The 24873-nt window shown below is 62.7% G+C and carries 23 protein-coding genes, 1 tRNA gene and 1 pseudogene; 15 read left to right on the top strand and 10 right to left on the bottom strand.

Going from position 1 to position 24873, the window contains the following annotated elements; genetic code table 11:
• Positions 1-3 precede the first annotated feature (3 nt).
• Positions 4-948 (bottom strand): isopenicillin N synthase family oxygenase, encoded by a 945-nt coding sequence (locus HUK73_RS04935; RefSeq protein ID WP_176590907.1) that lies wholly within the window; start codon positions 946-948, stop codon positions 4-6.
• Between the two features lie 105 nt (positions 949-1053).
• Here HUK73_RS04935 and HUK73_RS04940 point away from each other — a divergent pair, with 105 nt between their 5' ends.
• The 4 genes from HUK73_RS04940 (at position 1054) to ltrA (HUK73_RS04955) (ending at position 5673) form a co-directional block, all read left to right on the top strand.
• Positions 1054-1461: an EVE domain-containing protein gene (locus HUK73_RS04940; protein WP_176590908.1), complete on the top strand. Its 408-nt coding sequence runs from the start codon at positions 1054-1056 to the stop codon at positions 1459-1461.
• Between the two features lie 137 nt (positions 1462-1598).
• On the top strand, positions 1599-1877 hold the full coding sequence (locus tag HUK73_RS04945) for a hypothetical protein (protein WP_176592821.1): 279 nt from the start codon (positions 1599-1601) through the stop codon (positions 1875-1877).
• A 473-nt stretch (positions 1878-2350) separates the two neighbouring features.
• Positions 2351-3793 carry a group II intron reverse transcriptase/maturase gene (ltrA, locus tag HUK73_RS04950; protein WP_176590909.1) on the top strand — a complete coding sequence of 481 codons (1443 nt, stop codon included), beginning with the start codon at positions 2351-2353 and terminating at the stop codon, positions 3791-3793.
• A 554-nt stretch (positions 3794-4347) separates the two neighbouring features.
• A complete protein-coding gene (gene ltrA, locus HUK73_RS04955) occupies positions 4348-5673 on the top strand; it encodes a group II intron reverse transcriptase/maturase (protein ID WP_218036421.1) in 1326 nt (441 codons plus the stop codon).
• A gap of 125 nt (positions 5674-5798) precedes the next feature.
• On the opposite strand, the gene HUK73_RS04960 is transcribed toward ltrA (HUK73_RS04955), so the two are convergent.
• From HUK73_RS04960 to HUK73_RS04970, 3 genes are all read right to left on the bottom strand, one after another.
• Positions 5799-6101 (bottom strand): glycine zipper 2TM domain-containing protein, encoded by a 303-nt coding sequence (locus HUK73_RS04960; protein WP_176590911.1) that lies wholly within the window; start codon positions 6099-6101, stop codon positions 5799-5801.
• Positions 6102-6779: 678 nt separating this feature from the next.
• Positions 6780-7430, bottom strand: a complete 651-nt coding sequence (locus HUK73_RS04965) for an MOSC domain-containing protein (RefSeq protein ID WP_176590912.1) — start codon at positions 7428-7430, stop codon at positions 6780-6782.
• Between the two features lie 72 nt (positions 7431-7502).
• A complete protein-coding gene (locus tag HUK73_RS04970) occupies positions 7503-7721 on the bottom strand; it encodes a DUF2945 domain-containing protein (protein ID WP_176590913.1) in 219 nt (72 codons plus the stop codon).
• 125 nt (positions 7722-7846) lie between these two features.
• Between HUK73_RS04970 and HUK73_RS04975 the strand changes: the two genes are divergently transcribed.
• The 3 genes from HUK73_RS04975 to HUK73_RS04985 are packed head-to-tail and all read left to right on the top strand — an operon-like array spanning position 7847 to position 10557.
• A complete protein-coding gene (locus HUK73_RS04975) occupies positions 7847-9025 on the top strand; it encodes a glycosyltransferase family 1 protein (protein ID WP_176590914.1) in 1179 nt (392 codons plus the stop codon).
• A 45-nt stretch (positions 9026-9070) separates the two neighbouring features.
• Complete coding sequence (locus tag HUK73_RS04980; protein ID WP_176590915.1) at positions 9071-10384, top strand: replication-associated recombination protein A; 1314 nt, start codon at positions 9071-9073, stop codon at positions 10382-10384.
• The gene (locus HUK73_RS04985) at positions 10381-10557 is read left to right on the top strand and encodes a hypothetical protein (RefSeq protein WP_176590056.1); all 177 of its coding nucleotides are present in this window, start codon (positions 10381-10383) and stop codon (positions 10555-10557) included. Before HUK73_RS04980 ends, HUK73_RS04985 begins: the two co-directional genes overlap by 4 nt.
• On the opposite strand, the gene HUK73_RS04990 is transcribed toward HUK73_RS04985, so the two are convergent.
• Positions 10554-11511 (bottom strand): IS630 family transposase gene (locus tag HUK73_RS04990; RefSeq protein ID WP_176591283.1). Its coding sequence is split into 2 segments (ribosomal slippage): positions 10554-11168 and positions 11170-11511, totalling 957 coding nucleotides; the frame shifts between segments, so codons are not numbered across the junction. The genes HUK73_RS04985 and HUK73_RS04990 overlap by 4 nt on opposite strands.
• Positions 11512-11589: 78 nt before the next feature.
• Here HUK73_RS04990 and HUK73_RS04995 point away from each other — a divergent pair.
• Together HUK73_RS04995 and HUK73_RS05000 are read left to right on the top strand one after the other, a co-directional pair.
• Positions 11590-12294 (top strand): annotated as a pseudogene (locus tag HUK73_RS04995) (hypothetical protein); the annotation flags it as partial.
• A 30-nt stretch (positions 12295-12324) separates the two neighbouring features.
• Positions 12325-12399 (top strand) — tRNA-Thr (locus tag HUK73_RS05000).
• Between the two features lie 7 nt (positions 12400-12406).
• Here the strand turns inward: HUK73_RS05000 and HUK73_RS05005 are convergent.
• From HUK73_RS05005 to HUK73_RS05015, 3 genes are read right to left on the bottom strand one after another with little or no spacing between them, the layout of a single operon-like run.
• Entirely contained in the window at positions 12407-12952 is a 546-nt protein-coding gene (locus tag HUK73_RS05005; protein WP_176590916.1) for a glutathione peroxidase, read from the bottom strand.
• Positions 12953-12986: 34 nt separating this feature from the next.
• Positions 12987-13715 carry a VIT family protein gene (locus tag HUK73_RS05010; RefSeq protein WP_176590917.1) on the bottom strand — a complete coding sequence of 243 codons (729 nt, stop codon included), beginning with the start codon at positions 13713-13715 and terminating at the stop codon, positions 12987-12989.
• Positions 13716-13773: 58 nt separating this feature from the next.
• On the bottom strand, positions 13774-15552 hold the full coding sequence (locus HUK73_RS05015; RefSeq protein ID WP_176590918.1) for an ABC-F family ATP-binding cassette domain-containing protein: 1779 nt from the start codon (positions 15550-15552) through the stop codon (positions 13774-13776).
• Positions 15553-15769: 217 nt separating this feature from the next.
• Here HUK73_RS05015 and HUK73_RS05020 point away from each other — a divergent pair, with 217 nt between their 5' ends.
• Together HUK73_RS05020 and rnr are read left to right on the top strand one after the other, a co-directional pair.
• The gene (locus tag HUK73_RS05020) at positions 15770-16498 is read left to right on the top strand and encodes an SIMPL domain-containing protein (RefSeq protein WP_176590919.1); all 729 of its coding nucleotides are present in this window, start codon (positions 15770-15772) and stop codon (positions 16496-16498) included.
• A 107-nt stretch (positions 16499-16605) separates the two neighbouring features.
• Complete coding sequence (gene rnr / locus HUK73_RS05025; protein WP_176590920.1) at positions 16606-18915, top strand: ribonuclease R; 2310 nt, start codon at positions 16606-16608, stop codon at positions 18913-18915.
• 40 nt (positions 18916-18955) lie between these two features.
• Here the strand turns inward: rnr and HUK73_RS05030 are convergent, their stop codons facing one another.
• Positions 18956-19411 carry a universal stress protein gene (locus HUK73_RS05030; RefSeq protein WP_176590921.1) on the bottom strand — a complete coding sequence of 152 codons (456 nt, stop codon included), beginning with the start codon at positions 19409-19411 and terminating at the stop codon, positions 18956-18958.
• A 204-nt stretch (positions 19412-19615) separates the two neighbouring features.
• On the opposite strand from HUK73_RS05030, the gene HUK73_RS05035 reads away from it, so the two are divergent.
• From HUK73_RS05035 to HUK73_RS05050, 4 genes are read left to right on the top strand one after another with little or no spacing between them, the layout of a single operon-like run.
• A complete protein-coding gene (locus tag HUK73_RS05035; protein ID WP_176590922.1) occupies positions 19616-20896 on the top strand; it encodes a pyruvate dehydrogenase complex dihydrolipoamide acetyltransferase in 1281 nt (426 codons plus the stop codon).
• On the top strand, positions 20896-21303 hold the full coding sequence (locus HUK73_RS05040) for an acyl-CoA thioesterase (RefSeq protein ID WP_176590923.1): 408 nt from the start codon (positions 20896-20898) through the stop codon (positions 21301-21303). The genes HUK73_RS05035 and HUK73_RS05040 overlap by 1 nt, the downstream gene beginning before the upstream one ends.
• A 33-nt stretch (positions 21304-21336) precedes the next feature.
• Positions 21337-22731 (top strand): dihydrolipoyl dehydrogenase, encoded by a 1395-nt coding sequence (gene lpdA / locus HUK73_RS05045; RefSeq protein ID WP_176590924.1) that lies wholly within the window; start codon positions 21337-21339, stop codon positions 22729-22731.
• Positions 22709-23458, top strand: a complete 750-nt coding sequence (locus tag HUK73_RS05050; protein WP_176590925.1) for a phosphatase PAP2 family protein — start codon at positions 22709-22711, stop codon at positions 23456-23458. Before lpdA ends, HUK73_RS05050 begins: the two co-directional genes overlap by 23 nt.
• On the opposite strand, the gene HUK73_RS05055 is transcribed toward HUK73_RS05050, so the two are convergent.
• The gene (locus tag HUK73_RS05055; RefSeq protein WP_176590926.1) at positions 23339-24826 is read right to left on the bottom strand and encodes a DUF2142 domain-containing protein; all 1488 of its coding nucleotides are present in this window, start codon (positions 24824-24826) and stop codon (positions 23339-23341) included. The two genes, HUK73_RS05050 and HUK73_RS05055, sit on opposite strands and share 120 nt — an antisense overlap.
• Between the last annotated feature and the right edge of the window lie 47 nt (positions 24827-24873).

Raw genomic sequence — 24873 nt, forward strand, 5'->3', positions numbered from 1 at the left:
CCCCTATCCCTTGATCAGGCCGATTTCCCGCAACCTTTCCGTCAGATAGTCATGCGCGGTGATCGGTTCTTCGCGGCGAGGATGGTCTGCATCCACGCATTGCGGCAGCGCGTCGATCAGGAAATCAGGGCGCAGATGCAGGAAGAAGGGCATGGAATAGCGTGAATAGCCCCGGCGTTCCGGCGGTGGGTTGACGACGCGGTGGCTGGTTGAGGGGAGACGGTAATTGGTCAGCCGCTGGAGCATGTCGCCCACATTGATGGCGAGGGCGCCGGGCGGCGGGACCACGGGGAGCCAGTTGCCGTCGCGATCCTTGAGTTCCAGGCCGCCTTCCTCCGCGCCCAGCAGCAGGGTGATGAGGTTGATGTCCTCATGCGCGCCGGCACGGATGCCGGGGGCTTGCGCCGAGACTGGCGGGTAATGGAGCAGGCGCAGGATCGAATTGCCGTTTTCGATCGGCTTGTCGAACCAGCGGTCCGGAAGGCCCAGATAGAGTGCGATGGCGGAGAGGAGTTCGGCGCCGAGGCGGTCGAACTCCGCATAGAGGCGAGCGAAGGTTTCGTGAAATTCGGGCAGTTCGTTCGGCCAGACGTTGGGCGGCATGGTTTCCGCCAGAGGATCGCCTTCGGGAAGGTCGCGGCCGACATGCCAGAACTCCTTGAGGTCGTTTTCGCTGGCGCCCTTGGCGATTTCCACGCCGAAGGCGGTGTAGCCGCGCTGGCCGCCATTATATTTGGCGTCATAGCGGCGCTTTGCCTCCTCGGGCAGCGCGAAAAACTGACGGGCGAGTGTCCAGCCCTTGTCGATCAGCGCCTGGTCCATGCCATGGTCCTTCACCATGGCGAAGCCGAAACGCTGGAAGGAACCGCCGAAAGCGGCGGCGAAGTCGGCCTTGGCCATATCGCCCAAGGACAGGACAGGCACTTGGTCCAGCACCGATTGCGACACTTTTATTCTCCGAAATCAATATGATTGGCCTGATGCGCCATGGGGGCGTCGGTCAGCTATGCGCACATCCTTGATCGTCCTTGGCGGCTGATGCAAGGAGTAGCCATGAACTACTGGCTGATGAAATCCGAACCCGATGTCTTTTCCTATGACGATCTGGTCAAAAAGGGAAAGGCCGAATGGGACGGCGTGCGCAACTACGCCGCCCAGAATAATATGAAGGCGATGCGGAAGGGCGATCTGTCGATCTTCTACCACAGCAATATCGGGATCGAAGCGGTAGGGATCATGGAGATCGTCGCGGAAGCGGCGCCCGACAGCACCGATGACACGGGCAAGTGGATGGCCGTGCATGTGGGGCCCAAGGAAAAGTTCGCAAAGCCGGTGACGCTGAAGACCATGAAGGCGGATCCGGCGCTGGCCGACATGGCGATGATCCGCCAGTCGCGCCTGTCCGTTTCTCCGCTGACCGAAGCGGAATTCAAACATATCGTCAGTTTGTCAAAGGCTTGACGGACGGTTGCGGGAAACGCAATCGGTCGGCCTTTTTTTGCGATTGTCCTTTCGGGGGATCGGGCCATATCGGCACCAACAAAATAGAATATTCCAGAGGTGTTTGATCGGCATTCACAAGGAGTTTACCCATGCGAATGCTGTCCAAGTTTGTCCTTTCCGCCCTGTTCGCGGCCGCTGCCGTGAATGCTCCGGCCCATGCCGAAGACGCTGCCAAGCAGCAGTTCACGCACGAAGGTTATACCTATGTGTATGACGTCAAGGACACGAAGACCGGCCAGATGATTTCCGGCCGTCGTTACCCCGACGCCGTCGCCTTCAATCTTTCCGTCAAGAACGGCCATGTGTCGGGCATTTCGGGCGGCCAGCAGGTTTCGTTCAAGGTTGAGGACGCCCGCGGCGCCGCTGCCGAATAAGCTTTTTGAGCTTTGAAAATTAAAAAGGCCGGCTTCCCGATCGGAAGCCGCCCTTTTTTGTGTGCCAGACATGGCGTTGATGTTGGAGGTGAGAGTCCTCTGCGGGCCGGCTGAACGGAACCGCCAGCTAAAGGCAACTGCGTCGCCGCGAGGCGGGGTGGGGAGGAAGCCTTAGGCAAAGCTTGGAGCTGACGAACAGGAATCGGATATAAGGCCGGTGCGGTGGGGTAACTGGGCAATGGACCGGGACGCCCGATATTCAGACAGACACACGCGCAGGTAAATCCGGCAGCGACCGAGCGAAGGAGCAACGCCTTACTCTGGGAGATCTCTCTGCCTCTCTGGACAAACCGGAGTATGGCGGCGGCGACGGCGACAAATGGGCAGGGAGAAGTCAGCAGAGGCCATAGTAGCTCGGGCGACCGGGCGAAGGGCTGAATTCGGTTTTCAAGGAGCACGACTGGGGTCGTTCGATGGGTGTGGAGCGGCAGCAAGGCAGCGGGAAGCAGCAGGACTTCTTCGATGAAGCCCTGAGGGCATCGCTGCGCCACGGCGTAACTGGCAAAGGCGGAACCGGCGCTGGGACGTACGAGGAGCGGCAATCACCTGCGGCACGGTCCGAGAAACTCGCCTTGGCGTATGATGTGATGGAACAGGTGGCCAGTTCGGCTAACCTCAACCAGGCCTATAAACGGGTAAAAGCGAACAAGGGCGCGCCGGGGGTGGACGGGATGACCGTTGACGACCTGCGTGGCTGGATCGCTAACAACCGTGAAAGGCTGATCGTCTCGCTGCTTGACGGCAGCTACCGACCCCAACCGGTGCGCGGGGTGGAAATTCCCAAGCCTGGCGGCAAAGGGATGCGGCAAATCTGCATTCCAACGGTAATGGACCGGCTGGTCCAGCAGGCGATACTGCAAGTCCTGGAGCCCCTGCTTGATCCGACCTTCTCGGCATCGAGCTATGGGTTCCGCCCGGGACGTAGTGCACATGACGCGCTACGTCAGGCCCGGGAATATGTATCGGAGGGATACGGGATTGTCGCCGATCTCGATCTGGAGAAATTCTTCGACCGAGTGAACCACGACATCGCCCTGTCCCGTCTGGCCCGGCACGTCGGCGATAAGCGTCTCCTCGGGATCATCCGTCGCTTCCTACAAGCAGGAATGTTCTCGAACGGCGTGTTCGTCGAACGGCAGGAAGGAGCCGCGCAAGGCGGTCCTCTCTCGCCATTAATCGCGAATCTCATTCTGGATGACCTCGACAAGGAGCTCGAACGCCGGGGCCACCGGTTCTGCCGTTACGCTGACGACTGCAACATTTACGTGCGGTCACAGGTGGCGGGGGAGCGCGTCATGGCTTCGGTGTCTGCCTTTCTGGAAGGCAAGCTCCGCCTCCGCGTCAACCAGGACAAGAGCGCGGTCGCACCGATCCGGAAGCGCAAGTTCCTCGGGCACCGCCTTTTGCCAGGTGGGCGTCTGGGGGTAGCGCCTGAGAGCCTCGCCCGCATGAAGGGACGTCTTCGTCAGCTCACTCGCCGGAACCGAGGGATATCTCTCGCATCGATGGTGGCGCAGGTGAACGCATTCACCACGGGATGGGTTACATATTACCGGCACGCCCAAGCACGGACGCCACTGACCGAGCTCGATAGATGGCTCAGGCGGAAACTCCGCTGCGTAAGGCTCAAGCAGTGCAAACGCGTCATGACGGTCGCCACCTTCCTGCAGAAGGAGGGCGTCCCGGAATGGCGGGCGTGGCTTTTGGCGCGGTCGGGCAAAGGATGGTGGCGTATGGCGGGTAGCCCTCCAGCTGCGGAAGCTATGACCATCGCATGGTTTGAACGGCAGGGCCTCGTCAGTCTCGCTGCCCATCACAGCAGGTTAAACAAGACCGAAAACCGCCGTGGTACGTAGAACGTACGCCCGGTGGTGTGAGAGTTGCGCCTTGCAAGCGCGACAAATTTAGCCGTCTGGGATGGCGGCCGCGGCAAAGCCTAGCAAGCAGCCGTGTACTGAGTCTTGCGTGGTGTCCGGTAACGGCCACTGCGAAGCGTAGACAAGGAGGTTGTAGGCCGGAACATATGTGAACGGATAGATAGCCCCGAAATCGAACGTGATCGGAGTAGCCGACCCTATCTCTCTAAGGGGAAGGCGGAATCTGTAGGCTGCGCTATTGCGAGTGGCTTGAGATGCTCCCGGGGTTCGTACCGCCAGCATGCAACCAAGTGATTTGTCGTGAACAAGGGAGATCCATCCGGTTCAAGCGCGAGCTTGTAGGGTCTGACAAGCTGATGAGGCGAGAAGGATCTGACGGCCGGGTGGAAGTCAGACTGACTGATAGTACTCCGAGGACGGGAGAGCCGGCCACATGGGGAAGCGGTCAGCGGTAGTTGAAGTGTTCTTGGGCAACATGGGCTCCATCCAACGGGAGACAAAGCCTTTCATCCAAAGGAAAGATCAAGCTGGCCATGGAAACGGAACTGGAACGCATAGCAGTGAAAGCTCGGTGTGAGCCGAAGCTCCGCTTTACGTCGCTTGCCCATCACATCACGCGCGACCGGGTGCAGAGGAATCTCTCAAGGATTTCAAACCACTCGGCGGTCGGGGTGGATGGGCAGACGGCGGAGGCGGCGAAGGAAAGCTTTGGAGGGTGGATTGAGCCTATGCTTCAATCCATCCACCGTCAGGGATATCGCGCGCCGGCTGTCCGGCGTGTCTATATCCCCAAGCCCGGGAAGACGGAGAAGCGCCCATTAGGGGTGCCAACTGTCTCCGACCGGGCGCTCCAGCGCAGCACGGCCGAGGTCTTGTCCGCGATCTACGAGCAGGACTTCTTGCCCTGTTCGTTCGGGGGCAGGCCAAAGCTCAGCGCCCATCATGCCCTGTCGACCCTCAACGAGGCCATCGCCGGCGGCCGGACGAGCTGGGTGCTGGAGGCGGATCTGAAGAACTTCTTTGGGAGTTTGTCCCATGCGTGGATGCTCCAGTTTGTTGAACATCGAGTCGGGGATCCGCGCCTGATCAGCTTGATCAGGCGCTGGCTGAAGGCAGGCGTCCTTGAGGACGGGGCTGTTCACCCGAGTGACGAAGGAACTCCACAGGGTGGTTCGATTAGCGTCCTATTGAGCAACGTGTACCTGCACTATGTGCTCGACCTCTGGTTCGAGCGCATAGTGAAGCCCCGGTTAGGGGGCGAAGCTCGGCTGGTACGCTACATCGATGATTTTGTGATCTGCTTCCAGTACCGCTCGGACGCGCTCCAAGTCGAGAATGCCCTACGTCACAGGCTGGGGAAGTTCGGCCTCACTCTGGAGCCGACCAAGACCAAACTGGTCGAATTTGGTCGGTTCGCGCAAGGACACGCTAGCATGCGCGGCCGAAACCGCCCGGAGACGATCTACTTTCTGGGCATGACGCTGTACTGCACGCGGAACCTGAAGGGCAACTTCAAGGTTGGCATGCGCACGGAGAAGTCTCGGCTTCGCCGGAGCATGGTGTCGTTGCAGGAACTGATGCGACAAATACGGCATCACTCAATCAGTGACCAGGTCGGCGCCATAAACGCCGCCCTGCGTGGCCACTACGCCTACTACGGCATCGCCGGAAATTTCCGGTCGCTTATCAAGGTGTATCAGGTGGCGGAACGTTACTGGTACAAGATGCTGTGCAGTCGCAGCCGTAACGGCGGCCGCCTCACCTGGGATGCGTTTTACCAGATCAAAGAACGGACCCCGCTATTGCGACCAAAGCTGCGGCTCCCGCATCGGGCGTTGCAAGCACTCGCAGTGCTGTAAACCAACTGCCGAAGAGCGTAGTGCGGGAAATCCGCACGCTACGTTCTGTGGGAACCGGGGGCGGGTGACCGCCCTCCGGTGACCCGGTGGGGGACCCGAGAGGATCCCTCCTACTCGATTGCCGGTTAGCGGCAGTGACGCTTGCTGTCGATTTCCTTGCCCAGCAATGCACCGCCGGCCGCGCCCAGGATCGTGCCGGTGGCACGGTCGCCACGGGTGTCGATCGCACGACCGACCAGCGCACCGCCAACGCCGCCGACGATCAGCCCCGTCGTGCCGTTGGACTTGCGGCAATACATGCGGCCGTCGCGACCGCGCCATTCGCGATATTCATAGTGACGACGCGCGTTCGCGCCGTCGGTGGGGACGGCCATCGATACGGGAATGGCCAGTGAAACGGCGGCCAGCGCCAGAATAGCTTTACGCATTTTATCTCCTCCAAAAGGCGTGCTTTGCTGTTCAACCCGTGCATATTGATCGAGGTTGCATGAACCTGCGACAACGGCGGATCATGCTGTTTTTACTTGGATAAAATTTGAGATAAAGCGACGAAGGCGCGCGATGAAGCGGCGAAGGACCTTGGCTGATCCCCAGCCGTTCGCCTGAAAAAAATTATCCACAATTATCCACAGCTTTACAGCGAATCCGTCTTCGAAGTGCAAGATTCCGCTTTTAACGACTCGCTTTTGGTGAGACCATCCATCCTATCGGAAAGGACGGGAGACAGAGAAATCTGGATGCCAAAGTCAGTGAGAAATCAGTGACTTGAAGGACTTTTCGAGCGTTGGGAAAGAAGCATGGACCGCAAGGAAAATGCGGAAAAGCCGACGGTTCTCAATGGACGGTGCTGTGCACGCACGAAGGTGAACGTCGGGCATCGAATAAAGAGAACAGGCTGTGGGAGAACGGCCGCCCGGCCGAGCGAACGGAGCCGACACGATAGAGAAGCCTTTGAGGCAGACCTATCGCGCGCCGAGTCCGATGATCGCATCTTGAAAGAGAAGCGGATCGAGTGACGCGACGGAAGTGGGGACCGGCAGAAATGTCGGCCCCCATTTTGCGTTTTGGGTTTGTCGGGTGAAGCGGCCTGAGGCGAAAAATGCCCTTCACGCCAGATTTCGCGCTCGCTCTCTCCAGGCTTCCGCCAGCACCGGCATGTCGGCCAGCAATTGGACGGCATCGGGATCGTTCTTGTGACCGCCTCCGATCAATAAGCGGAACAGCCGCGAAATCGGCCAATCGGGCAAGGGACGCTCCAGCAATGTCATATGCAGGCCCGACTCTGCTTCTCCTTCCCGGATAACCCGGAAATAGATTCCGCAGCGCCCTGTCTTGACGACCGTTGCCATCACGTCCCGAGCCCCGAAACGGTGGTCCAGCTTCCAGCAAGGTTGCCGCCCATGGCTCACCTCGACCACCGCGCTGCCCAGGGAAAAGCGGTCGCCAAGGCAAATCTCCGCCTCCGTCATCCCGCGCGAGGCGATATTCTCGCCAAAGGCGCCCGGCGCATCGAGCAGAGGATGGCCCGGCTTGCGCTCGCGCCACCACTCATAATGGTCCTGCGGATAGAGATGGATCGCCTTGTCCCAGCCGCCATGGTGCACCGTGTCCGCGACGGCATCGCCCTCAAGCCCCAGCCAGCCGATGCGCACCGCGCCCTCGACGGGTTTCTTCGCGATGGCGCTATAGTCTCCGTCGCGAAAGGGCAGGGGCGTGCCCGTCAACAGGGCGTCGATGGTCATGAAAGCGTCGGTCATATCTCAAATTGCCACAGGAACCGGGCGGAGGCCAATGCCGGTCGCCAATGTCGTTTGAAAGCCGCGCAGTCTTCAGGCGGCGGATAATTCCGATCCCAGTTTCAGCACCTCACCGCCGCTGTCGGTTGTCACCAGATAGGCCGGGTTGCGGTTGGACCCGTTGCGGCGAATGACGGTGCCCTCGATCGTCCGTTCCACATGGCTTTCGAACCGCTCGGCGATTCTTCCGCAGCCGACGCCCTGTCCCCAGTTCCACCTGACCCGCTCTCCTTTGCGAAAGCTATCGGTCATTTTCAGCATCTCTCCTAACAGGGGGCAATCGCGCCAGCCGGTCATCATTGCCGCCGTCATGCAAAATTCTTGAGCGGCGTCGGGGTTCCCTTGGGTTTTGCCATCGTCTGGGTTAAGGGCGGCGGATGGATGTTAAGGGGCTTCGCGTCGCGCTTTTCAGCGGCAATTATAATTATGTCCGCGATGGCGCGAACCAGGCGCTCAATCGCTTCGTCGGCTATCTGTTGCGGCAGGGCGCGGCAGTGCGCGTCTATTCCGCCACCACCGATACTCCTGCTTTCGAGCCGACCGGCGATCTGGTCAGCGCGCCTTCCGTCTCGGTTCCTGGGCGTCGGGAATATCGGATTCCCTATCGTATGTCGGGGGCTGTGCGACGCGATCTGAAGGCTTTTCGACCGAATCTGGTCCATGTCTCCAGTCCCGATCCGCTCGGTCATCGTGCCGTCGCATGGGCGCGCAACCATGGGCTGCCGGCGGTTGCCTCCGTCCACACGCGGTTCGAAACCTATCCGCGCTATTACGGCCTCGCTTTTCTGGAGCCGGTCATCGAATCGCTGCTCCGCCGCTTTTACCGCCGTTGCGACGCCATTGTCGCGCCGTCCGAGTCGATGGCCCAACTCCTGCGCGAGCAGCGGATGAGTTATGATGTCGGCATCTGGACGCGGGGCATCGACCGGGAGATTTTCAACCCCGGCCGTCGCGACATGGCCTGGCGCCAGTCGTTCGGCATAGCGGATGACGAACCCGTGATCGGCTTCATTGGCCGGCTGGTGATGGAAAAGGGGCTGGATGTCTTTTCCGACACCATAGACCATCTGACGACCAAGAATGTTCGCCACAAGGTGCTGATCGTCGGGGAAGGCCCGGCGCGTGAATGGTTTGAGAATCGGTTGCCGAACGCGGTCTTCACGGGCTTCCAGAAAGGCGCTGAACTGGGCCGCGCAGTCGCCAGCATGGATATGCTGTTCAACCCCAGCGTCACGGAAACCTTCGGCAATGTGACGCTGGAGGCGATGGCCTGTGGCCTGCCGACCGTCGCTGCCCGCGCTACCGGCAGCGAAAGCCTTGTCACCGAAGGCGTGACTGGCCGGCTGATCCGGCCCGGTGCCATCACCGCCTTTGCCGATGCGCTGACCGCCTACTGCACCGATTCCGGCGCAAGGGTCGCCGCCGGGGCCGCCGCCATGTGTGAGGCGGAGCGTTATGGCTGGGATCAGGTGAACCAGGCGCTGGTCGATACCTATGTCCGCGTCATCCGCCAGCGGGAACATGGTGCGGTCGTTCGTTCCAGCCCCGTACCCTGACCAAACACATTTCCTGAAAGCAAAAGCCTTCCTATATCGAGGGCGATGGCTGACCTTTTCGCTCCCGACGATTTGCCCACCACCACTCCGGCGGATGCCCCGCTGGCGGACAAGCTGCGTCCGCGCACGCTGGCTGATGTGGTGGGACAGGATCATCTGACCGGCCCGGAAGGCGCCATTGGCCGCATGGTCGCCGCCGGGCGCCTTTCCTCGATCATCCTCTGGGGGCCGCCGGGCACGGGCAAGACCACCATCTCTCGTCTGCTGGCCGATGCGGTCGGCATGCGTTTCGAGCCGATCTCCGCCGTGTTCTCCGGTGTGGCCGATCTCAAGAAGGTTTTCGCCGCTGCCAGGGAATATGCCCGGCGTGGCGAAAAGACGCTGCTCTTCGTGGATGAAATCCACCGCTTCAATCGGGCGCAGCAGGACGGCTTTCTTCCTTTCGTGGAGGACGGCACCGTCACGCTTGTGGGCGCGACCACGGAGAATCCGAGCTTTGAGCTCAACGCCGCGCTCCTCTCGCGCGCGCAGGTGCTGATCCTGCGTCGCCTTGACGCGGGCGCCCTCGAACAGCTTCTCGACCGTGCCGAAGCGCTGACGGGCCGTCCCCTGCCGCTGGACCCGGCCGCGCGGGATGCCCTGCTGGCCAGCGCCGATGGTGACGGGCGTTTCCTGCTCAATCAGGTGGAAACCCTCTATTCCATCGATATTCCCGAACCGCTGGATTCCGCCGGGCTTTCGGCTTTGCTGCACCGCCGTGTCGCGGTTTACGACAAGGACCGGGAAGGGCATTACAACCTCATCTCGGCGCTTCACAAAAGCCTGCGCGGCTCCGACCCGCAGGCCGCGCTCTACTATCTCGCGCGCATGCTGACGGCGGGCGAGGAGCCGCTCTATGTCCTGCGCCGCCTTGTCCGCTTCGCCGTGGAGGATATTGGCCTTGCCGACCCGCAGGCCGTGGTCCAGTGCCTGGCCGCCAAGGACACATATGAATTTCTCGGCTCTCCCGAAGGCGAACTCGCCATCGTGCAGGCTTGCCTCTATTGCGCCACCGCGCCCAAATCGAACGCTGCCTACAGCGCCATGAAATCGGCGTGGAAGTCCGCCCGCGAAACCGGTTCGCTGATGCCGCCGCAAAACATTCTGAACGCCCCGACCAAGCTCATGAAGACCATCGGCTATGGCAAGGGTTATCACTATGACCATGACGCGGCGGACGGCTTTTCCGGCGACAATTATTGGCCGGAGGAGATGCAGCCCCAGACCTTCTATGCGCCAACAGAACGCGGTTTTGAGGCGCGCATTGCCGAACGCATCGCCTATTGGAACCGCCTGAGAACCGAACGCCGCGAGCAATGACGCCGCATTTTGCCCGCTATGCCGTGATCGACTGGTCGGGCGCAAAAGGGTCCCGCCACAAGGGCATTGCTGTCGCCCTTTGCGAAGCTGGTGACGGCGTTCCCACGCTCCAGCATCCTGAGGGCGGCGGCTTCTGGTCCCGGCAGGCCGTGGCTAGAGCGGTGAGCGATTAGTTGGACGCATATCCGGCGGCCTTGAAATATTCCCAACATTCTTCGGCAGAATAGAGGTCGCAGATATGTCCGAGAGCCTTCCATAGCTCATCGATGGTCCGCGCCCCGATCCGTCGCAGGTGCGATTTCAATTTAGCGAAGGCCATTTCTATTGGGTTCAAATCGGGTGAATAAGCGGGGAGGAAAAGGATCCACGCACCTCGCTCTTTAAGGCAGGCTTTGACCTTTTCGCTTTTGTGGCTCGACAGATTGTCGGCGATCACAACATCGCCGGGGCTGAGCGTTGGCGCCAACTGGGTTTCGATATAGGTTTCGAACAGGCGCCGGTTCATCGGTTGGTCGATCACCCACGGGGCAACCAAGCAATCGCAGCGCAGCCCCGCGATGAAGGTTTGCGTTTTCCAATGACCGAACGGAGCGCGGGCCTTGAGACGCTCTCCTTTTGGCGCCCGGCCACGAAGCTTGGTCATCTTCGTGGTGGTCGCCGTCTCATCCAGAAAGACGAGGTGATGAGGCTTTGCGCGCATCTGCGGCTGCCGGTCGAGGCGCCATCGCAGTCGCGCATGAGCGACATCATCGCGTCCGCACTCGCTGGCCAGCAGCGTTTTTTTTTACCCGATAGCCAGCCTGGATCAGCACCCGCGAGAGGGATGCCGGATGGGCAACTACGCCCGTCTCCGCTGCAAGCTTGTTGGACAGCTCCGACATGCCGATGTCTGGTTCCCTATCCACCCAGCCCGTCAACCGGGCCATATACGGCGCCAACTTACCAGCGCCGCGTGGCCGCCCTATTCGTGAAGAAGCAGCCGAACCTGTTCGTTCCACTCGCTGCAACAACTTCACTGCGCAACTCGCGCTCACACCGAAATGGCGGGCCGCCGCCCGGCGCGAGTGTCCCGCCCTTACGTGCGCCGATATCCGTTCCCGCAAATCAGCCGAATATGCTCTGCCCATGGTTCACCTCCACAGGCACATGAATCACAAATCCGCGCAAAAAGGAATCGTCCGCGATTCCTACTTTGCGCTCACTGCTCTAATTGGTTGATCCGGGCGGCTCATGAGGCACCAACCCTATTTGGCTTCGATTTCAGTTTTGCGCCGCCCTATGTCGCGCGCCAAAGCTATCTTCCCGGCGATGACGTGCCGATCAACGGTCCGGCTTTCTGGGCCTATGTCGATGGCATCTGTCAGGATGAGGATCTGGGCGCGGCCAGCCTGCTCGAACGCACCCATCGCCGTCATTTCTATTTCGGCAAGGCGGACGGCGCGAAGGCGGACTATATGCACAATCGCCAGTGCGAAGCCCATTATAACGCGCAGGGCGGCGGCAAGCCCTCCACCGTTTATGACGTCATTGGCGCGGCGCAGGTGGCCAAGGCGAGCTTTGCGGGGATGCGCCTGCTCCACCATGTCCATGCTCATGTTCCGGTCTGGCCCTTCGACCCGCCGCGCCCGGTCGGCTCGCTGGTCGTGGAAATCTACACAAGCATTGCTGCCCGCGCTGCCGGGCGTCCTAAAGGGCGGGCCAAGATGCGCGACCTTGCGGCATTGAACGATGCACTGCTTGCCATCGAATCGCAGCCGCATGAAGGGCTGCCCCCGGACGATCATGGGGCCGATGCGATTCTCACCGCAGCCTGGCTCCGCCGTGCAGCGCCGCGCCCAAGCCTGTGGACGCCGCCATTGTTGACGGAAAAAATAGCAGCAACGGAGGGCTGGACGTTCGGCATCATCTGATAGTAAGGCGCGTCCGTCCGAAACGGACGCGCCGGATTAGCACAGCGGTAGTGCAGCGGTTTTGTAAACCGAAGGTCGGGGGTTCGATCCCCTCATCCGGCACCATTCACTTTCACTTGGCGAGTTCGGCCTTGATGGTGGCGATGAGCGCCGCGTCATCGGGCGCGGTCGTGGGGGCAAAGCGGGCGGCGACCGTGCCGTCCTTGGCGATCACGAATTTCTCGAAATTCCAGAGGACTTCCGGTTCCGGATTGGGCGTGAGGCCATAGCCCTGAAGCTTTTCGCGGAAGGCGCCCCCCTCGCCCTGCGCTTCGGGCTGGGCGCTGGTGAGCGCGGCGTAGAGCGGGTGCTTTTCCGGGCCAGAGACGACGATCTTTTCGAACATCGGGAAATCGACGCCGAAATTGGTGGTGCAGAAGGTCGCGATCTCGTCATTGCCGCCCGGTTCCTGGCCCGCGAAATCATTGGCGGGGAAGCCGGCGACGACCAGACCCTGATCCCTATAGTCGCTGTAGAGCTTTTCGAGGCCCTCATATTGCGGGGTCAGGCCGCATTTGGAGGCGACATTGACTGCCAGAACGACCTTGCCCGCATAGTCGGCAAGGCTGGCGTCGGCGCCCTTGATGGTCTTGAGGGGGATTTGCTGAATATCGGTCATGTAGCTCTCCTTGGAAATTGAAACTGCCCTGTCATCATATGGCGGCGCCGAACAGCCTTCCTGCGCCAGCGGTTATGGCCATCGCCAGCACGCCCCAGAAAGTGACCCGCGCCACGGATCGCACCCAATGGCCGCCGCCCAGCCACGCGCCGATAAGCCCAAGCAGGGCCAGGCAGAGAAGCGAAGTGACGACGACGGTGGCGATGGCGGTGGAGCCGGGTCCAATGACCGCGGCAAGCACCGGGAAGATGGCGCCGGCGGCGAAAGTTGCGGCGGAAGTGAGCGCAGCCTGGATGGGGCGCGCGGTGCTGACTTCGGAAATGCCCAGTTCATCGCGGGCATGGGCTGCCAGCGCGTCGGCCTCCATCAACTGGGTCGCCACCTGCCCGGCAAGATCGGGCTTGAGGCCGCGCGCGATATAGATGTCGCGCAGTTCTTCCCATTCCACATGGGGTTGCTGGGCTAGAGCTTTCTTTTCCTTGGCCAGATCGGCGCGTTCCGTATCGGACTGGGCGCTGACGGAGACATATTCGCCCGCCGCCATGGACATCGCCCCGGCGAAGAGCGCGGCTATGCCTGACAGGAGGATCGCGTCGCGCGATGCGCCCGATGCCGCGATGCCCGTCAGCAGGCTGGCGGTCGAGACGATGCCGTCATTGGCGCCCAGCACGGCGGCGCGCAGCCAGCCGACGCGATTGACATAATGGACGGCATGATGGCCATCGATCATGTCCCTATCCTGTATCGCGGTGGTCTGTTCCATGCGCCTGTCCCTTGATCGTGCCTATGGCTATCAAATGACGGGATCGACGCAAGGGCTTCTAGGCGGTTAACCCTTCGGCCTTTTCCGCCAGTTCCAGCCAGCGCTCCTCGGCGGCGTCCTTTTCGGCGCGGGCCTTTTCGATGGCCTTGGTGAGAACATCGAATTTTCCTGGGTCGCGGCTGTAGAGATTGGGGTCCGCCAGAGCCTCCTCATCACGGGCAATGGCGGCCTCGATCTCCTCGATGCGCTTGGGGAGCAGGTCGAAGTCGCGCTGGTCCTTATAGCTGAGCTTGGTCGCCGCAGTCTTGGGCGGCGGGGGAGGGGCGGTCTTCTTCTCGGCTCTGGGCGCGTTCTTCGGCTGACGCTTGGCGACCCAGTCGGCATAGCCGCCCACGATCACGTCAATCGTGCCCGAGCCGTCGAGGCCCAGCGTCACCGTCACCGTGCGGTCGAGAAAGTCGCGGTCGTGGCTGACGATCAGCACCGTGCCGTCATAGTCGGCAATGACTTCCTGAAGCAGATCGAGCGTTTCGAGGTCAAGGTCGTTGGTCGGTTCGTCAAGGACCAGCAGGTTCGATTCGCGGGCGAATTCGCGGGCGAAGAGGAGGCGGGATCGTTCGCCGCCGGACAGGGTGCCGACGCGCGCTTCGGCCAGCGATGGGTCGAAGAGAAACTCCTTGAGATAACCATGGACATGCTTGCGCACCCCGCGCACGTCGATCCAGTCGCCGCCTTCCGCCAGCACGTCGCGGACACGCTTGTCCGGCTGCATCAGGCTGCGCTGTTGGTCGATGAAGATCATGTCGAGCGACTTGGCCTGTTTGACCTGCCCCGAGTCGGGCGCGAGTTCGCCGGTCAGCAGCTTCAGCAGCGTGGTCTTGCCCGCGCCATTGCCGCCGACGATGCCGATGCGGTCGCCGCGCTGGATGCGAAGGGAGAAATCCTTGATGACCGTCCTGTCGCCGAAATTCTTGGTGACATGCTCGGCGGTGATGACGCTCTTCGTCTTGCTGTCGTCGGCGGCGACGGCGATCTTCGCGACGCCCTGCGGCCCGACCATGGCGGCGCGCTGGGCGCGCATTTCCCAGAGTTTCGCGAGGCGCCCCTGATTGCGCTTGCGGCGGGCGGTGACGCCGCGTTCCAGCCAATGGGCTTCGATCTTGAGCTTGGCGTCGAGTTTCTCGGCGGCGCGGGCTTCCTCGGCATAGACGGCTTCCATCCATTCCTCGAAGCCGCCGAAGCCGATTTCGTTGCGGCGGATGCCGCCCCGGTCCAGCCACAGCGTCTGGCGCGTCAGACGGGTCAGGAAAGCGCGGTCGTGGCTGATGACGACAAAGGCGCCATTATAGCGGCTGAGCCAGCCCTCCAGACAGTCGATCGCGTCGATGTCGAGATGGTTGGTCGGCTCGTCCAGCAGCAGCAGGTCGGGTTCGCTCGCCAGCGCGCGGGCGATGGCGGCGCGTCGGCGTTCGCCCCCGGAGGCGGTGGAGGCGTCGCGGTTGAGGTCGGTGCCGAGTTGGCTGGCAATGGCCTCAACCTCATGGGCGGGCGGGGCGAACTGGCCGGCCAGTGCGAAGTCGCGCAGTGTCGCATAGCCGCTGACGTCGGGGTCCTGCTCCAGCATGATGACGCGGGCGCCGGGCCGGGCCGAACGAGTGCCTTCGTCCGGCTCGATCTGGCCGGCGATGAGCTTCAGCAGAGTCGTCTTGCCCGCGCCATTGCGGCCGATCAGCGCCAGCCGGTCGCGTTCCCCGACAAAAATGTCGAGGTTGCGGAAAAGCCAATGGGTGCCTTGTGAAAGGCCAAGATTTTCGAAGGAGAGAATGGGAGCCGCCATGGGCGTGCAGCTAGAGCATTTTCAAGCCAGGTGGAACCACCTGACGGCCCGGAAACGAAGTTCATCGAAGATAAAATGCGGAAAACAGAAAGTCGCGTTGCGGGCTTCGGGGCAAGAGGGGGAACCGGAAGCTTTCTGACGGCTTTCAACGCATGTCAGCGTCCGTTCATCGCAATCGTTACAAATGACATGCATCGCTTTTTGAGGAGAAAGCCCTGTGAAATCAACATTCGCCCTGATAGCCCTTGGCGCCGCGCTGCCTACCGCAGCCATCGCGCAAACCAGTGTCACCATCGCTGAAACCGCGCCGGTCGTGACGCTGAACGTTACGGAAAACGTCGAAGCCGCGCCCGACATGGCCACGGTCGGCACCGGCGTTCAGACCCGTGCGCAGACCGCCGCGCAGGCGATGCGCGACAATGCCGTGCAGATGGACAAGCTGATCGCCGCGCTGGTGAAGGCGGGCATCCCGAAGAAGGATATCCAGACCAGCGGCATCAACCTGTCGGCGCAATATGATTACAGCAATCGCGATGGCCAGCCGTCCGGGCCGCGCTTCATCGGCTATGAGGCGTCGAACCAGCTTTCGGTGAAACTGCGCGACATCAAGAAAGTCGGCACGCTGCTCGACACCATGGTGGAGGCTGGGGCGACCAATGTGAACGGGCCAAGCTTCTCGATCAGCGATCCTGCCCCGATGCTGGCGCAGGCACGGGCGGCGGCTCTGAAAAGTGCCAAGACGCAGGCCGATTTCTATGCGCAGGCGGCGGGCTATCGTTCCGCGCGGCTGGTGTCGATTGCGGAGAGCAACAGCGGCGGCAATCCGCCCATGCCGATGATGGTGTCGGCGCGGTTCAAGGCCGATGCCGCGCCCGCCACGCCGGTCGAGCCGGGGCAGGTCGGGTCGTCGGTGACGCTGACCGTGCAGTACGCGCTGGACAAATGAGCAGGGCTTGACTGCCGGGAGGGGGCGTTTCGGGCTGGAACCTCCCTCCCGGCGGCTCTTGCCATGGACCACTGGCGCTGAGGGGCGGCTCTCCCTATAGCTGGTCCATGGCATCGACCGAAAAGAACAAGAAATCCGCCGCTTCGCGCACCAAGGTGCGGCCTGCCGGTTTCCCCACGCGCGATCAGGTGATGGATTTCATCACCTCCTCCGACCAGCCGGCAGGGAAAAGGGAAATCGCGAAGGCCTTCGGCCTCAAGGGGCAGGAAAAGATCGCGCTCAAGGCGTTGCTCAAGGACATGGCGGATGAGGGGCTGGTTGACATCGGTCCGGCGCGGGCCTTTCACAAGATGGGCGGCGTGCCCAAGGTCACGGTGTTGCGGATCGTCGATGTCGACGACACCACACTGATTGCGACGCCGGAGCGCTGGGAGGCGGAGGGGCAGCCCGCGCCCCGGCTGAGGGTCGTGGAGCGTGGGAAACGCGGTGCGCTGACCATCGGCGACCGGATTTTGGCGCGGACGGAAGAGGCCGGGCGCGGCTGGGTCGCGCATCCGATGAAGAAGCTCGCCAAGGCCAGCGAGGAATTGCTGGGCGTGGTCGAGGAGGGCGAGGGCGGCAAGCTGTGGCTGCGGCCCGTCGACAAGCGGATCAGGCGGGATACGCCGATTTCGGATGTCGGGACCGCGAAGAAGGGCGATCTGGTGCTGGCCGAGCCGGTGGGGCGGCCGCCCCGCATCAGCGCGCGGGTGACGGATATTCTCGGCGATCCCTTTGCGCCGCGCAGTTTCAGTCTGATCGCCATTCACAAACATGGCATTCCGCATGTCTTTTCGGAGCGGGTCGAGGAGGAGGCGGTAACGGCTTCCGGCCTGGCTCTGCATGAGGAGAAGCGGGAAGATCTGCGCCATCTGCCCATCGTCGCTATCGATCCGGTGGACGCGCGGGACCATGACGATGCGGTCTGGGCGGCGCCGGATGACGATCCGGCGAATGAGGGCGGATACAAGGCCATCGTCGCGATTGCGGATGTCAGCTACTATGTGCGGCCGGGGAGCGCGCTGGATCGCGAGGCGAGGAAGCGCGGTAACAGCGTCTATTTCCCCGATCTGGTCGTGCCGATGCTGCCGCATCAGCTTTCCTCTGACATGTGTTCGCTGCGGGCCGGGCAGGATCGGGCGGCCATGGCCTGTCATCTGGTTGTCGATGCTTCGGGCAAGGTGAAGAGCTGGCGCTTTTCCCGCGCGGTGATCCGAGTGGCGGCGGTGCTGGCCTATGAGGATGCGCAGGCGGCCATCAATGGCGAAAAGCCGCTTGATCTGCTGGAGACGGCGCTGAAGCCGCTCTGGGCCTGCTGGGCGCTGCTGCGCAAGGCGCGGGAGAAACGGGAGCCTTTGGCGCTGGACCTGCCGGAGCGGCGGGTGGTGCTGGATGAATATGGCAAGATCGTCAGCGTGGCGGTGCGGGAGCGGCTCGACGCGCATATGCTGATCGAGGATTATATGATCGCCGCCAATGTCGCGGCGGCCAAGGCGCTGGAACAGAAGAAGGCGCCGGTCATGTATCGCGTCCATGAACCGCCGAGCCGCGACAAGCTGGTGGCGCTGAAGGACTATCTGGCGACCTTCGACATCGAATTCGCGCTGGGGCAGGTGGTGAAGCCGGCAACCTTCAACCGGCTGATCGAACGGGTGGGAGAAGCCGAGGAAAAGCCGCAGATCATGGAGCAGATCCTGCGCAGCCAGACCCAGGCCTATTATACGCCGCAAAATGAGGGGCATTTCGGGCTGGCGCTTGGCTCCTATGCCCATTTCACCTCACCGATCCGGCGCTATGCGGACCTGCTGGTGCATCGGGCGCTGGTGGGTGCCTATGGGCTGGAACTGCCCGCGCCCAAGGGGAGCGTCATTCCTGAGCGGTCTTCGCTGAGCGGCGAGGATATGGAGAATATGGGCCGCGTCGGTGAGATGATCAGCGGCCATGAGCGGCGCGCCATGGAGGCGGAGCGCGAGACGATCGATCGCTATGTCGCGGCCTTTCTGGCGGCGCATGTGGGCGATCTGGTCGAGGCGCGGATTACCGGGGTGCAGAGCTTTGGTTTCTTCGCGACGGTCGAGGGTCTGGGCGGCGACGGGCTGGTGCCGGTGTCGACCCTGGGCGACGAGCGCTTCTTCTATGACGAGGCTGGGCGCGCGCTGGAGGGCGTCGAAAGCGGGGACCGCTATACGGTGGGACAGCGTTTGCAGTTGCGGTTGGCGGAGGCCGATCCGATCAACGGGGCGTTGCGCTTCGAATTGCCCGATGCCCTGCCGCAGCGGCCGAGCTTCCGGAAGGACCGGGCGCGGCCGGGGATCAAGCGCGGGCGGCCCGCCAATATCCGCCATATCGGGTCGAAGCGGGGGAAGCATCGGCGGTGACGTGATGGCCCGTCATCCCCGCTTCTGTTGGGGGGCGGGATCAGCTCAACCGGTCGATGGCTTCGGCATCCAGACCACCGGGGATGATCATGATCGGGCAGGGCAGCTTGCCCGCATCGGCGCCCGCGAAATGCGAGACAAGGACGCCCGGAGGGCCGCTGGCGGCGGCGCCCAGCACCAGCGCGGCGACATCGTCCATTTCCTCCAGCGTGCGGCGCACGACCGTCACCGGATCGCCCTGCCGCACGGTGATGCTGGGGCGGATGCCGGATTCGTCGGTGAGCGTGCCGGCGGCGCTTGTCACCAGCGCTTCGGCCCGTTGCAGGGCTTCATCTTCCATGGTCGCCTGCACGCCGCCCCATTGGACGAATTCGGCGGGCGGTATCAGCGCCAGGATACGGACCGTGCCCGCAGTCTTGGCGGCGCGGCGGGCGGCGAAACGGAGCGCTGTCTCCGCCTCGGGCGATTCGTCGACGACAACCAGATATGTCCGCATTGCTTGCCCAATCAGAAGTACAAAAGTCCCATTTGCCGGGACGTTGTCGTGGCTCTCTGAACCCATTTGGTTAATAGCGAACCAGTCTGGTGAAATGTGACCTAATATCGGGCCGGACGCAAGCCATGGCCTTGACCGCCCCGGATAAAGGGCCGAAACGGCTGTCATCGCTATAGGCTCTACTAGATGAGAGGCCCCCAGTTCATGAGCAAAACGATCCAGATGCCCGCACTGTCCCCGACCATGGAAGAAGGGACGCTCGCGAAGTGGCTGGTGAAGGAGGGCGACACGGTTTCGTCCGGTGATCTGTTGGCCGAGATCGAGACCGACAAGGCGACGATGGAGTTCGAAGCGGTCGATGAGGGCGTCGTTGCCAAGATCCTGGTGGCCGAAGGCTCCGAAGGGGTGAAGGTCGGCACCGTCATCGCCATCATCGCCGAGGAGGGGGAGGATGTTTCGGCGGCCGCCGCCGGCGGCGCTTCGGCACCCAAGGCGGAAGCGCCCAAGGTCGATCCGGTTCCGGCCAAGGCGGCGGCTGCCCCCGCGGTTACGGCTGCTTCCACGCCGGCGCCGGTAAAGGCTGCGTCGGATGATCGGGTGAAGGCCAGCCCTCTCGCGCGCCGTCTGGCTGAAGCGAAGGGCATCGATCTGGCTGCCGTGTCGGGGACTGGCCCCAATGGCCGCGTGGTGAAGGCCGATCTGGAAGGCGCCGCGCCCGCGCCCAAGGCTGTGGCTCCGGCCGCTGCCCCGGCCACCGCGCTGGCGGTTGCGCCCGCCGCCGCACAGGATTTCGGCATTCCGCATGAAGCCATCAAGCTCAGCGGCATGCGCAAGACCATCGCGCGCCGCCTGACCGAGTCCAAGCAGCAGGTGCCGCATATTTACCTGACCGTCGATGTGCAGCTCGACAGGCTGCTCAAGCTGCGGACTGAGCTGAATGCGGGTCTGGCGTCGCGCGACGTCAAGCTGTCCGTCAACGACCTGCTGATCAAGGCGCTGGGCGTGGCGCTGGTCCAGGTGCCCGAGTGCAACGTGCAGTTCGCCGGCGACCAGATGCTCCAGTTCAAGCGCGCCGACATCAGCGTCGCGGTGTCGATCCCCGGCGGCCTGATCACGCCCATCGTGACCGGGGTCGACAGCAAGGGCGTCGCCGCGATTTCGACCGAGATGAAGGACCTTGCGTCCCGCGCCAAGGACGGCAAGCTGAAGCCGGAGGAATATCAGGGCGGCACCGCCTCGCTCTCCAACATGGGGATGTTCGGCATCAAGCAGTTCGAAGCCGTCATCAACCCGCCGCAGGCCATGATCATGGCCATTGGCGCAGGTGAGAAGCGTCCGTTCGTCGTCGATGATTCGCTTCAGATCGCGACGGTCATGTCGGCCACGGGCAGCTTCGACCATCGCGCCATCGATGGCGCTGACGGCGCCCGTCTGATGAAGGCCTTCCGCGAACTGGTTGAAAATCCGCTGGGGATGCTGGCCTGATGGCTGGCGTGGAGGAGCAGCCGCCGGAAGATAGCCCGGCCGTGCGGGTCATCGCCATGCCCGCCGACACCAATCCTTATGGGGATATTTTCGGCGGCTGGCTGATGAGCCTTATGGACTCGGCCGCGGGATCGGTCGCAGCGCGGCATAGCCATGGGCGCGCTGTCACCATTGCCGTTGAGGGTATGACTTTTCTGCGGCCCGTCGTCGTGGGCGACGAAGTGTCGGTCTTCGCCAAGCTGGTGTCGGTCGGGCGGACGTCCATGAAGATCGCCGTCGAAGCGTGGCGCCGGACGCGCCTTGACGACCGATCCTATCGGGTGACGAAGGCGACCTTTACCTTCGTCGCGATCGGTGAGGATCGCCAGCCCCGTTCCGTGCCGCCCTTTACCCCTTCGGCGGACTGACCTTCATCTTCCTGTACAGAAGAAAGAGTAGTAATGGCTGAGAATTACGATGTCATCGTTCTGGGTTCCGGCCCCGGCGGCTATGTTGCCGCGATCCGTTCGGCCCAGCTGGGCCTGAAGACCGCCATCGTCGAGCGCGAAAATCTGGGGGGCATCTGCCTCAACTGGGGCTGCATCCCGACCAAGGCGCTGCTGCGTTCGGCGGAAATCTATCATTATATGCAGCATGCCAAGGATTATGGCCTGGCCGCTGAACAGATCAGTGCGGACATTGAAGCCGTCGTGAAGCGCTCGCGCGGGGTTGCAAAGCAGCTCAATCAGGGCGTTACGCACCTGATGAAGAAGAACAAGATCGCCGTCCATATGGGCGACGGCAAGTTGGTCGCGAAAGGCAAGCTCAGCGTCACCAAGGACGGCAAGACCGAGGAACTGACGGCGAAGCACATCATCGTCGCCACCGGCGCCCGCGCGCGTGATCTGCCCTTTGCCCCGGCGGATGGCAAGCGGGTGTGGACCTATCGCCATGCCATGACCCCGCCGGAAATGCCTGGCAAGCTGCTGGTCATCGGTTCGGGCGCCATCGGGATCGAGTTCGCCAGCTTCTATAATGACATGGGCGCGGATGTGACCGTGGTGGAGATGCTGGACCGCGTGGTGCCGGTTGAGGATGCAGATGTCTCCGTATTCCTCGAAAAGGCGCTCAAGAAGCAGGGCATGACCATCATGACCGGCGCGGGCGTCGAGAAGCTGGAAGTCGGGGCCAATGGCGTCAAGGCCGCGATCAAGGGCAAGGACGGCAAGATCGTCAATGGCGAATACAGCCATGTCATCGTCGCCATCGGCATCGTTCCCAATACCGAGAATATCGGCCTGGAAACGCTGGGCGTGAAGACCGAGCGCGGCCATATCGTCACCGACCCGAGCTGCAAGACCAATGTGGACGGCATCTGGGCGATCGGTGACGTGACCGCTCCACCATGGCTGGCGCACAAGGCGAGCCATGAGGGTGTGATCGCGGCCGAGGCGATTGCCGGCAAGCATCCGCACGCCATGGACGTGCGCAATATTCCGGGCTGCACCTATTGCCATCCGCAGATCGCCAGCGTCGGCCTGACCGAAGCCAAGGCGAAGGAAGCCGGATATGAAGTGAAGGTCGGCATGTTCCCCTTCATCGGCAATGGCAGGGCGATCGCTCTGGGCGAGGCGGAAGGCTTCACCAAGACGGTGTTCGACGCCAAGACGGGCGAGTTGCTGGGCGCCCATATGATCGGCGCGGAAGTGACTGAAATGATCCAGGGCTTCACCATCGGCAAGACGCTGGAGACGACCGAGGCGGAACTGATGCACACGGTCTTCCCGCATCCGACCATCTCGGAATCCATGCATGAAAGCGTGCTCGCCGCTTATGGGCGCGCGCTTCATATCTGATCGGCGTCAAATCCGGCCACAACAAGGGCACGTCGCGAAAGGCGCGGGGGCTTTGGCTCTCGCGCTTTTTTGCGTGCTGGCGATAGCGCTGGCCCAGCGGAACGGGCTGTTCGACATGTTGAATGTCGGGGCGATGGAGATGATGGGGCGGATGCGGGACAGCGCCGTGGGCATGTCCGTGACCGGGATCATGCAAATGGCGTCGGCCGTGGGTGGGACGGCAGGACGTTTCGCCTTATTGGTTTTTTGCATCATCGGCCTCTGGCGGCGTGCGCGGGGCCGTGCGTTCTGGCTGCTATGGGTGGTGCTGGGCGGGACGCTGCTCAATCTCGCGCTTAAACAGGGCTTTGCAGCGCCCCGGCCCGATCTGCTGCCGCATCTCGATAATGTGGACAGCTATAGTTTTCCCAGCGGTCATGCGGCGGGGAACATGATCTTTTTCGGGGCGCTGGCGATGCTGGCGGGACAGCGTTCCGCCTATGTCGGGGCGGGGCTGGCGATTGCGCTGATCGGAATCAGCCGGGTCTGGCTGGGCGTGCATTGGCCGAGCGACGTGCTGGCCGGATGGATCGAGGGGCTGGGCTGGCTGGCGCTTTGCGGCGTCTGGCTACCAGCGCGGCGAGGGCTGGGCGATGGCGCGGGCGAGGCTGTGATAGGGGGGCATGCCATCGGCGGTGACGAAGCCATGGACCCAGAAGCTGTCGAACGCGGTCGCGGCGGCGACTGACAGCAGCAGCAAAGCCGACCCGGCGAACAGCGCGCGGGCGCCCCGGATCGGATCGGCGGGCATGAGGGCGAGCAGGGCGAGCGGCAGGATCGGCAGGAAATAGCGGCCCTGCGTCCCCTGAATATAGTCCGCGCCAAGCGCTGTCCCGGTCAGATACATGGCGGTTTCGATCAGCAGACCCGCACCCGCCGCGATGGCGAGCCACCAGAGCCGCTGGCCGAGGGAAAAGCGCATGGTCGATCCGCTGCCAATGGCGGCGCCCAGCATCAACAGCGCCAGCGGATAGGCGAACAGTGGCAGCAGGATCGCGTTCCAGCCGAAGCGGCCGGCGATCTGCAGCGCATAGACGGGCGCGCGCTCCGCGATGCTCGTGGCAAGGATATGGAGATAGGCCAGGGGATCGCGCAGGATCACCGCCATTTGCGCGGCTAGCGGCGCGGTCGTGACGGTTTCGCCGGTTTTGCGCGACACGATATGGTAGAGCGCCTGGCTGCCTCCGGAGAATTTCATCCAGAGGATGAAGGCAAGCGCGCCCAGCGCCATGGCGGCGAGCAGCAGCACCGGGCGAACGTCCCGCCGGTCGTCGGGCCAGCGCAACCCTGCGGCCATCAACGGCAGATAGACTCCCTTGGCCAGGGCAAGAAGCGGCGCGGTGAGGAACAGAGCCACGTTCCTGATCGGGGTAGAGGGGGTAAAACCGATGCGGAGCGCAAGGGCGAGGCCGAGAAAGCCGACGCCGTTGATGACAGCATCGGGTGAGAGCGATCCGTTCTGATAGCAGAAGGTCGGCAACAGCGCCGTGGCGAGCATGGCGTTGCGACCGAAGGGCAGCAGGGCAAGCGCCGCACCGAGCGCGGCCAGCGCAAACAGGGCATTGGCGATCCGTCCGCTGTAAAAGGCGCCGAGCCGGGGCAGGCCGAGACGGTCGCCCGCCGCTAGTCCCACGGCGCCGGGCGCATAGAGGGTAGGGGCGTAGTTGGCGACATTGGGGAAATCGGCGAAACGGCGGTCCTTCGCGCCCGCTTCCTCGGCGGCCCACGCTCTGGACAGCATGCTCTTGTCGAACAGGCGGGCTGTGGTGGAAGCGCCGGTCGGGAAATGGATATCGTGAAGGTCGATGGCGGAGCGCGGCAGTTCGGCGCCGATCATCACGCCGCGCTGCTGTGTCAGGAGATGCCCTTCGGAGAGCAGTAGCGCCTTCATATAATGCTGGTTTTCGTCAGGTGCCTGAAAAGGGGGCGTGACGCAGACGAAAAAGAGGGTGAAGAGGCAGACTAGGGTGAAAAGCCGCTTTTCGAGGGTGCTCCATGGTGCGCTCTCCATCGATACGCGCCTTGCCGCCGCCAATGTCCGTCTTTCCTGTCGCATGATCGCCCATCATCCCGCCAATCGGCGGGGATTTAGCGCCAAGCGGT

Source organism: Sphingobium sp. EM0848, assembly GCF_013375555.1.
Classification (GTDB): Bacteria; Pseudomonadota; Alphaproteobacteria; order Sphingomonadales; family Sphingomonadaceae; genus Sphingobium.